This window comes from Flavobacterium sp. Root420, assembly GCF_001427905.1.
Lineage (GTDB): Bacteria > Bacteroidota > Bacteroidia > Flavobacteriales > Flavobacteriaceae > Flavobacterium.
Genome location: NZ_LMEF01000010.1, coordinates 65,531 through 75,538, shown reverse-complemented (window position 1 = coordinate 75,538; position 10,008 = coordinate 65,531). Strand labels below are relative to the sequence as shown.

Annotated in this window: 7 protein-coding genes; 3 read left to right on the top strand and 4 right to left on the bottom strand. The window is 34.7% G+C overall.

From position 1 onward, the window contains the following. The 3 genes from ASC72_RS07470 to ASC72_RS07460 all read right to left on the bottom strand — a co-directional run. A partial coding sequence (locus ASC72_RS07470) for a choice-of-anchor D domain-containing protein (RefSeq protein ID WP_117595783.1) occupies positions 1-2,118 on the bottom strand: 2,118 nt, incomplete at its 3' end. A 516-nt stretch (positions 2,119-2,634) separates the two neighbouring features. After that, a complete protein-coding gene (locus ASC72_RS07465) occupies positions 2,635-3,696 on the bottom strand; it encodes an AraC family transcriptional regulator (protein ID WP_056189152.1) in 1,062 nt (353 codons plus the stop codon). 16 nt (positions 3,697-3,712) lie between these two features. After that, positions 3,713-4,771, bottom strand: a complete 1,059-nt coding sequence (locus tag ASC72_RS07460; RefSeq protein WP_056189149.1) for an AraC family transcriptional regulator — start codon at positions 4,769-4,771, stop codon at positions 3,713-3,715. 215 nt (positions 4,772-4,986) lie between these two features. Between ASC72_RS07460 and ASC72_RS07455 the strand changes: the two genes are divergently transcribed. Both ASC72_RS07455 and purE read left to right on the top strand, forming a co-directional pair. Continuing rightward, on the top strand, positions 4,987-6,144 hold the full coding sequence (locus ASC72_RS07455) for a 5-(carboxyamino)imidazole ribonucleotide synthase (protein WP_056189146.1): 1,158 nt from the start codon (positions 4,987-4,989) through the stop codon (positions 6,142-6,144). A gap of 143 nt (positions 6,145-6,287) precedes the next feature. Continuing rightward, positions 6,288-6,773: a 5-(carboxyamino)imidazole ribonucleotide mutase gene (gene purE / locus ASC72_RS07450; protein ID WP_007803541.1), complete on the top strand. Its 486-nt coding sequence runs from the start codon at positions 6,288-6,290 to the stop codon at positions 6,771-6,773. Positions 6,774-6,992: 219 nt separating this feature from the next. Here purE and ASC72_RS07445 read toward each other — a convergent pair whose 3' ends face one another. Continuing rightward, positions 6,993-7,661 carry a hypothetical protein gene (locus ASC72_RS07445; RefSeq protein ID WP_056189143.1) on the bottom strand — a complete coding sequence of 223 codons (669 nt, stop codon included), beginning with the start codon at positions 7,659-7,661 and terminating at the stop codon, positions 6,993-6,995. A 223-nt stretch (positions 7,662-7,884) separates the two neighbouring features. On the opposite strand from ASC72_RS07445, the gene ASC72_RS07440 reads away from it, so the two are divergent. Then, complete coding sequence (locus ASC72_RS07440; RefSeq protein WP_056189140.1) at positions 7,885-9,912, top strand: M3 family metallopeptidase; 2,028 nt, start codon at positions 7,885-7,887, stop codon at positions 9,910-9,912. Positions 9,913-10,008 lie beyond the last annotated feature (96 nt).

Here is a 10,008-nt window from a genome sequence, read left to right as displayed (position 1 = left end):
ATCTGTTGCAGATGCTGAAACAGTTACCGTTGCACCGCAAATACCTGCATCAGCAGTTATAGTTTGATCTCCGTTTGAAACAATTACCGGAATTTCATTATCKGTTACCGTTACAGTTTGGATAACTGCCACTGCTGCGTTTCCRTTAGCATCGGTTACGTCCCAAGTAATTGTTGTTGTTCCTACTGGATAAASATCMGWAAGYAATTTTGCATCGCTTCTYACTCCAATTGGAGTTCCAACCGTACAATTGTCTGTTGCAGATGCWGAAACAGTTACSGTTGCRCCGCAAATACCTGCATCAGCAGTTATAGTTTGATCTCCGTTTGAAGCAATTACCGGAATTTCATTATCGGTTACCGTTACAGTTTGGCCGCAAATACCTGCATCAGCAGTTATAGTTTGATCTCCGTTTGAAGCAATTACMGGAATTTCATTATCGGTTACCGTTACAGTTTGGATAACTGCCACTGCTGCGTTTCCGTTAGCATCGGTTACGTCCCAAGTAATTGTTGTAGTTCCAACTGGATAAACATCAGAAAGTGATTTGGCATCGCTTCTTACCCCTATTACTGTTAGAGTTCCAAGTGTACAGTTATCAGTCGCAGATGCAGAAACAGTTACGATTGCACCGCAAGTATTGGCATCAACATTTACATTTTGATCCCCGTTTGAAGCAATTACTGGAATTTCAATATCTTCAACTGTTATTGTTGCATTTACAGTCGATACATTTCCGTTATTGTCCGTAACAAATAAAACAACATCATGTGTACCTACATTAGCACAAGAATAGGTTATAGAACTTGCTTCAGATCCGGGTACTGGACCATAAGTAGCTTGAATAGCTAATCTTTTTGGAGTTCCGTTACATGGGTCTCCAAAGTTATTATTATCCGCAAGAATAGAAACGCTATTTTGCCCAATTAATAAACTAGAAACTTTACTTATACTAGTAGAAGAATTACATCCCCCTAAAGCATAATTACCACAGCTTCCTGATGGTGTTCCATAACTGGCAAAATCAACCTTAGTAAAAACGCTAGATGGTGCGGCTGTAAGTGTTAAATTGCTTCCTTCGTTAACCATATCACAAGCTGTTCCTACAGATCCAGAACCAAGTGCATAACTGCTAATACCGCAATTATCTGTACTTCCATTATTTATTTGAGTAGCGTTTACCGTTACACTTCCAGATGCATCTAACTGAACTGTAAGATTTTGAGCAATTGCAACTGGTTTTACATTATCTGCACCAACAGTTCCTTGTACCGTAAATGTATAAGGGTTTTCGTCTGCGTCATCACTTGCTATACTGACAACGGCAGTTTGTAAACCCGTTTGAGCACAAATAGGATTAAAACGAACTGAAAATGTTTGTGAACCCAAACCTGCAATTGTATTAGAAGCTGGCTGCGTTTGAACTGTAAAAGCACTGCTACCGCTTATGTTTACGATAGGAGTACCGGTTAATGTCAATGCATTTGTTGACCCTTGATTCTGAATTGTAAAAGTATGATCTAAGGCTGTTCCACCTGATAAATTTCCAAATTCAGTATTATCAGAAGCAATTGGCGAAGCGTCTCCATTTAAAATAGATACATTGCTGCCTTTGATATTGATTTCAGGGCCAGGAGTTGCATAATTTACAGTCACAATCGCATAAATACCTGGATTTCCAGGAATAACGTCCAGACCTTGGGTAGAGGTACCCGGACTAAAAAGCACCGTATTTAATCCTCCAACATTATAATCTGCAAGATTTAGTGTCCATGTTGTTAGAGCTGAACCTCCGGGAGTACATGAACAATAATAAGGCCCAGGCGTAGGTTGTAATGGTTGATTTACATTATTAAGCCTAACAGTCGAATTATCAGCGACATTGCTACAATTTACCGCATAATTAAGTTGTACTGTAACACTAGTAGGTGTGGCTGCACCAACAGATGTCCATCGGAATCCCATATCCGTATTTGCAGATCTGTAGCGAATAGTACTTCCGCAATTTTGTGCGTTTACAACATCCGACAAACCTACATTGTAAACCTGTGTCTGCGCAAACGAAGAAAAAGTCTGCAGGATTGTGATTATAATAATTAATAAAATCTTTTTTTTCATATCTAAATATGTTTTTTTGTTGGTTTTTTTTTATGATCTCCGAATTTTTATTTCGTAAACAGCAATAAATATCCTGTCCACTTTGTCAGTAACAATGGATATTTAATTGTCTTTCGACAATTTTTTTTAACTGGAAGGAAAATTAAAAACTGCTGGAACAATTATTTACATTATTTAATATGCAAATTCGAAATAAGGAGTTTTTTGAAAGTTGCGAAACACATTCGCGAAGTAAAGTAGTTTTATTCTCATATTGGTTGGTTTAAGATTATCGAACAAAATTATATCGAAATCTAAACGTCGAATAGCCCATTCGGACACATCAGTAGCCCGAAACGACCAACAAAATTCCCCATACCTAAAAGGCTGTTTAAAACTTGTGAAAGCCAAAAATTAAAACACTGTAAAACAATAACTTAAAAATAAAAACAGGTATAAATACGGTGTTTATAAAATCGTTCAAAAAAATCACATTCAGGACTGAAAAACTTAGGAAAAGAAAGAATTTTACACTGATTATAATCGAATTTCTGATGGCATTTTACCAAAACGCTTTTTGAAATTTGCCGTAAACTTGCTAGAACTTTTATAACCGGTCGCCAAGGCAATACTCTTTATCTGCATATCCGTATTTTGAATCATCTGCATCGCAAGAAGTAATTTTTTCTCTTTATGATATTGCATCATCGAAACACCATGAACGGACTTGAACGTTAATTTGAGTTTTGTTGGCGACAAATCAACCTTTTGCGCAATAAATTCTATTCCTAAAAAAGAATCTGTAATAGTATCTAGAAGCAGTTTTTCGGCTTTGGCAATTTTTCGATAATCTGGAGTATCAATTGGTAAATAATTTCCCTCTCGCTGTGCTAGAAACGCATTTTTAAAAAAAGCAGCAACCAATTGAAAGGCATTGGTTTTTAAAATTGACTTACTAAAAAAATCATGTTTATTGTTTTGTAAATTGATCAGGATTTCCTTTGATAATTCTTCCGCATTCGGCACAATATTCTGATACGTGATAAATCCGTTATCTGAATTTAGGAACTTTTTAATATGATTATCTTCTGGAAGCGTTTCAAAAGAAAAGTTGCGTTCTGCCCAATCTTTGCTAAAAGCAAATAGGAAAAATTCGCAAACCGATTCTTTATAAAAATAAGCACCAACCGGTGTCCCTGGCTTTTTAAAACCCCAATATTTACTCGAAAAAGGTGTTTTATCTGCGAAGGTATTCTGTAATTTTATTTCGCTTTCAAAGACCGAAAATGTAAGCGTATAATAATCACTCGGGAAATCATTATCATAAACTGCTTTTAGCATTACATTTTTCTTAAAAGTAATACTCGTAACAATTACCCAAAAGCCTTCTTCGATTTCGCGATAACGCATCACGCCTTTAGAAAAGGGATTATTTCTATAAACTGCCTGCTCTTCTTCAACATGATTTACTGAAGGAGAATTTATGATACTCTTAATAATAACTTGTGGAGAATTAGACAAATAAGGCAATTCAAAAAAGCCGTCTCTATAAAAATTGATATTCTCTTTTATGAATTTAACCCATTTTCCTACGTGCATATACTAGTATCAAATTTTAATTCTCTCTAAAAACGGATGGCAGTTCTCCAAATCTCTTTTTAAATGCGGCTGTAAATTTGCTTGCACTTTCAAAAGCGGTAATTACAGCAATAATTTGAATTTCGATTTGCGAATTTTGAATTAATTGTTTAGCCAAAAGCATATTTTTTTCTTTGTGGTATTGTAGCATCGAAAATCCAAAAACGGTTTTAAAGTTGTTTTTTAGTTTCGTTGCAGAAGTATTTACCGCATCTGCTATTGCCTCAATACCTAAAAAAGAACTATGCAAGTTGTGCAGAATCATTTTTTCGACTTTAGCAACATTAGCATAATCGAGATTGCTGAGCGAAATATTATCTTCAATACGGCTGTCTTCAAAAGAATTACTAAAAAATTCTGTAATTAATTTCAAGCAATTTTTCTTTAGTGCTGCCCTCGTAAGTTCGATTTGATCATCAGATTCTAAAATATTTGATATTTTTTTAGATAATACATGCGCTTTTGGAGCAATATCCAGCCAGGTATAAAATCCTTTCTGTGAATTAAAAAAACGTTCTAAAACACCTTTTTTACAAAATTTATCCGATTTAAGATTTTTATCGACCCATTCTTTATTGATGGCAATATTAAAAAACTTGCCTTTCGTGCCTTTATAAAAATAAGTGGCAACTTCGGTATCTGGTTTATAAAAGGTCCAACAGGTACTTAGCAAAACAATATCTTCAGAATCTTTTACCGGAAATCGGTATTCAAAAACTGAAAAAGACAAAATGTAATAATCCTTAGTATGATCTTGCGTATAAGTCGCTTTGGCAAGAATATTTTCATTCATTTCAAGATTGGTTTCCAAAATCCAAAACCCATCGTCAATTGTTCGATAACGCATCGTCCCTTTCCAAAAAGCATTGTCTGTAATAATGATTTGCTTTGATGGATTATGTTTAACAATAGGCAGTTTTATCAGGCTGTCTAACATAACTTGAGGAGAATTTGAAAGATAAGGAAGTTCGAAAAAATCATCTTTTAAAAGAAAAAGATATTTCTGAATATGGTTGGCCCAATTGTTTGTGGTCATGTACTTACAAAATCTGCAATAGTTGAAAATCAGAGTCAAACCTACACATTTTACGGCTATCAATCAAAATTTAAAAAGTAGTTATTTCAAAAATTAGTGCAGATTTGTGTAAAGATTTTTTTTTAGTTTCAAAAATTTTAAAATATAGCAATTCAATACACAATAAATTGGCATTTCTATTTTATCAAGTATCTTTGCAAAAACACAACACAAAAATGAATTATTTTTCTTCTGATTTTAAATTAGGAATATTAGGCGGCGGACAATTAGGCAAAATGCTTTTGTCTGACACCAGAAAATTTGACATACAAACTTATGTTTTAGATCCGAGTGACGAAGCTCCGAGTAAAATTGCCTGCAACAAATTCTTTAAGGGCGATTTAATGGATTATGAAACGGTTTATAATTTTGGAAAACAGGTTGATGTTTTGACTTTTGAAATTGAATTGGTTAACCTTGAAGCTTTAACCCAATTAGAAAACGAAGGCGTAAAAGTGTATCCTTCTCCAAAAACCTTAAAAGGAATTCAAAATAAAGGAACTCAAAAAGATTTTTATATAGCAAGCAATATTCCGACAGCATCGTATTTACGATTTGATTCTCCGGCACATTTGCAAAAATCAGTCGGAAATAATGAAATCACAATTCCGTTTGTCTGGAAATGTACAGAGTTTGGATATGACGGAAATGGCGTAAAAGTGATTCGTCAGATTTCTGACATGGATGATTTACCAAATGTTGAATGTATTGCCGAAACAATGGTGCCGTTCAAAAATGAATTGGCCGTTATTGTGTGCAGAAATCCATCAGGAGAAATAAAAACGTACCCAGTTGTCGAAATGGAATTTCATCCGGAAGCAAATCAAGTAGAATATGTAATCTGTCCGGCAAGAATCGACGAAAAAGTAGCCGAAAAAGCCAGAGCAATTGCTTTGAATGTTTCGGAGAAATTTAATCACGTTGGTTTATTGGCAGTTGAAATGTTCCAAACCAATGAAGATGAGATTTTAGTAAACGAAGTCGCTCCTCGCCCACATAATTCTGGTCATTATTCTATTGAAGCAAGCTATACTTCCCAATTCGAAAATCATTTACGTGCCATTCTGGATCTTCCTTTAGGAAACACTGACAGCAAAGTTGCCGGTGTTATGGTAAATTTAGTGGGTGCAGAAGGTTTTTCCGGAGATGTAGTTTACGAAAACATCGAAACTATTTTAGGATGGAACGGCGTTACACCACATATTTACGGTAAAAAACAAACCAGACCTTTCAGAAAAATGGGTCACGTTACAATTGTAAATGAAGATATGCAAGAAGCGAGAAGAATTGCTGAGGAGGTTAAGAATACGATTAGAGTGACCAGTGTTCAGTAATTAGTTTTCAGTCGTGGTCACAGAGGCTTTAGCCGAATTAGTGAAACAAACAAAATAAAACTATATTCAGTCATAGTTTTCAGTCACAGCAAAAACCTGAAACTTGAAACTTGAAACTTGAAACAAAATAAACAAAAAACAAAATGAGTAAAGTAGCCATCATAATGGGAAGTATCTCTGACATGCCAGTCATGCAGGATGCCATCGACATATTAAAACAATTTAATATTGAAGTTGAAGTTGATATCGTTTCGGCACACAGAACGCCGGAAAAATTATTCGATTTCAGTAAAAATGCACACACTCGCGGAATCTCGGTAATTATTGCCGGAGCTGGAGGTGCAGCGCATTTACCGGGAATGGTCGCTTCAATGTCACCGCTCCCTGTAATTGGAGTTCCGGTAAAATCAAGTAATTCAATTGATGGCTGGGATTCAGTTTTATCGATTTTACAAATGCCAGGCGGCGTTCCAGTTGCAACTGTTGCTTTGAACGGAGCAAAAAATGCGGGGATTTTGGCTGCGCAAATCATCGGAAGCCATGATAAAAAAGTCCTTGACACAATTATCTCTTATAAAGAAGAATTGAAAGCAGCAGTTAATAAAGCGGCTGAAGGATTGAAAAAATAAGATTATTCCGCAGAGATACACAAAGAAAGACACAGAGATTCGCTAAGATTTTTTATAGAACTTTGCGAATCTCTGTGTCTTTTCTTAGCGAATCTTTGTGAAACAAAAATTTACAGTTAACAAAAAGATTGAAACTTAGAAAAAATAAAAATATATTAAAAAAGGCTTCACATTACGCGAAGCCTTTTTCTATTTAAAACATTTTCTTTCTTTTAGAAACTACGCTTCATTTTCAATTTCCTCCAGAACAGCCTCAAATTCAGATTCTGTAATATCTTCTTTATTTATCCAATTCTCTGAGGTAATTAAACTATAATTGACATCATCTTTAGTATCCAATTCCCAAACAATACCTTCTGCTTCAGGAAATGGAATGTTTTGAGACATTTGATTTTCAAATAATCTTTTAATAAGATTTCTGTCAGAAAGACCATTATTCAATAACTTCAATATATTTTCCGCTGTCAGTTTTTGTGCTTCGCCATTAGTTGGTGTCATGGAGAAATGAACAACAGAAGCTTTTGCATTTGGAAATTTCCCATTATACGCTTTAAAAAGCAATTGATTGACATGAAACAATGTGCCTTGCATGTGTATTTCCGGATATTCTTCACAAACTTTATCAATTAACATATTGTTCGAGATTTGCTCAATTTGTCCTTCACTTAATTGATCTCCCAACTTATATTCTAACACAATCTGTGCAGCTTCATTAGGTTCGTAATCAGAAATAGCCATCTCTAATAATTCCGGCAAAGTGCTTTTCTCTGCTGTAGCCCCATCGGGATAATTGAATTTTTGTAATAACGCAACAAAATCGGCATCTGACCAGTATCCTTCTACTTCATTCACCGTATCTATATTCTTAATTGCAACTTGATAATTCATCCTTTTAATTTTTATAATTACGATTAGTGTTTTATAATTCAAACCTATTTTCTCAATTTACGCTTTTAATAACTCTTACGCCAATAAATAACATATCTATAACACAATTTAAGACGATTTTATGCCAAGAATCAATTTCATATAGAGGTTTACATTTTTATAAATTGCTATCTTTGGAATTCAAAAAATTTGACTTCAATTAATAAAAAAATAGTATATCATAATGAGTGTTTTACTTTCAAAATTCAATACCAAACATAATACAGCACCTTTTTCGCAAATTAAAATCGAAGATTATTTCCCAGCTTTTCAGGAAGGAATTACTTTGGCTAAAGCCGAAATTGATGCTATCGTAAACAATCCCGAAGCACCAACTTTTGAAAACACAGTGGTGGCAATGGATTTTGCCGGAGATATTTTAGATCGTCTTTCCAGCATTTTCTTCAATTTGAATTCGGCAGAAACGAGTGACGAAATGCAGAAAATCGCACAGGAAGTTTCGCCTTTACTATCAGAATTCGGAAATGACATTACACTAAACGCTGCTTTGTTTGCTAAAATAAAAATGATTTACGAGCAGAAAGAAACTTTAAATCTGAATCCGGAACAAACAACACTTTTAGATAAAAAGTATAAAAGTTTCTCCAGAAATGGAGCTAATTTGCCAGAAGATAAAAAAGATCAATTACGCGAAATCGACAAAGAATTATCAAAATTGAGTCTTCAGTTTGGCGAAAATGTTTTAGCAGAAACCAATGCATTCGAATTGCATTTGACTGATGAAAGTGATTTAGCAGGATTACCAGAAGGAACTATTGAAGCCGCCAGATTATTAGCAAAAGAAAGAGACAAAGAAGGTTGGATTTTTACTTTAGATCATCCAAGTTACGTTCCGTTTTTAACTTATGCGGATAATCGTGAACTGCGTAAAAAAATGGCAATCGCTTTTGGGGCAAGATCATTTCAAAATAATGAGTTTGACAATCAGGAAAATGTACTGAAAATAGCCAAACTTCGTTTTGAAAGAGCCAATTTATTGGGTTATAAAACGCATGCTCATTTTGTTCTCGAAGAAAGAATGGCCGAAAGTCCGGAGAAAGTTTTCTCTTTCCTAAATGATTTATTAGCAAAAGCAAAACCCGCGGCTCAAAAGGAATTTGCTAAATTAACTGCTTTTGCAAAGAAATTAGACGGAATCGAACAATTGGAAAAATGGGACGGTGCTTATTACTCCGAAAAATTAAAACAACAGCTTTTTAATTTAGACGATGAAAAACTGAAACCTTATTTTCAGTTAGAAAAAGTTTTAGACGGAGCCTTTACTGTTGCCCAAAAATTATACGGATTAACATTCACTGAAGTTTTTGACATTGATAAATACCACGAAGAAGTTACAACTTATGAAGTTAGAGATGCTAATAACAATTTAGTTTCTATTTTCTATGCTGATTTCTTCCCAAGAAAAGGAAAAAGAAACGGTGCCTGGATGACTTCATTCAAATCACAATCTATAAAAGACGGCGTAAACGAAAGACCACATATTTCGAACGTTTGTAACTTTACAAAACCTACAGAAACAAAACCTTCGTTATTGACTTTTAATGAAGTGACAACTTTATTCCACGAATTTGGGCACGGCTTGCATGGAATGTTGGCCAACACAACGTATCCGAGTTTGTCCGGAACTTCTGTTTTTTGGGATTTTGTAGAATTACCAAGTCAAATTATGGAAAACTGGTGTTACGAACCGGAAGCTCTGGCTTTGTTTGCCAACCACTACGAAACCGGAGAAATTATTCCGATTGAATACGTTCAGAAAATTAAAGAAAGTGCAAGTTTTCAGGAAGGAATGGCAACTTTGCGTCAGTTAAGTTTTGGATTATTAGATATGGCGTGGCACGGACAAGATCCGACCAACATTAGCGATTTAAAAGTTTTTGAAACCGAACAATTTGCGAATACACAATTGTATCCTGATGTGAAAGAAAATGCGATGAGTACCGCTTTCTCTCATATTTTTCAAGGTGGATATTCTTCCGGATATTACAGCTACAAATGGGCTGAAGTTCTGGATGCTGATGCCTTTGAATATTTCCAGGAAAAAGGTATTTTCAATAAAGAAGTAGCAACAAAATTCAAAGACAATGTGCTTTCAAAAGGAGGAACAGAACATCCGATGGTTTTGTACAAACGTTTTAGAGGTCAGGAACCAAAACCAGAAGCTTTGTTAAAGAGAGCGGGATTATTGTAAATTTTAGATTTTAGATTAAAACCGAGGTAGAAGTGCTTCGGTTTTTTTATTCCGTTTTGATTCAAACGCTACCGATAATTTTACTTATCTTCATTT

What these genes read in the sequence shown, in the direction of transcription:
- purE (WP_007803541.1), top strand. Translation starts at nt 6,288, where the DNA reads ATGAGTAAAGTAGCCATCATAATGGGAAGTATCTCTGACATGCCAGTC.
- ASC72_RS07460 (WP_056189149.1), bottom strand. Translation starts at nt 4,771, where the DNA reads ATGACCACAAACAATTGGGCCAACCATATTCAGAAATATCTTTTTCTT.
- ASC72_RS07440 (WP_056189140.1), top strand. Translation starts at nt 7,885, where the DNA reads ATGAGTGTTTTACTTTCAAAATTCAATACCAAACATAATACAGCACCT.
- ASC72_RS07455 (WP_056189146.1), top strand. Translation starts at nt 4,987, where the DNA reads ATGAATTATTTTTCTTCTGATTTTAAATTAGGAATATTAGGCGGCGGA.
- ASC72_RS07445 (WP_056189143.1), bottom strand. Translation starts at nt 7,661, where the DNA reads ATGAATTATCAAGTTGCAATTAAGAATATAGATACGGTGAATGAAGTA.
- ASC72_RS07465 (WP_056189152.1), bottom strand. Translation starts at nt 3,696, where the DNA reads ATGCACGTAGGAAAATGGGTTAAATTCATAAAAGAGAATATCAATTTT.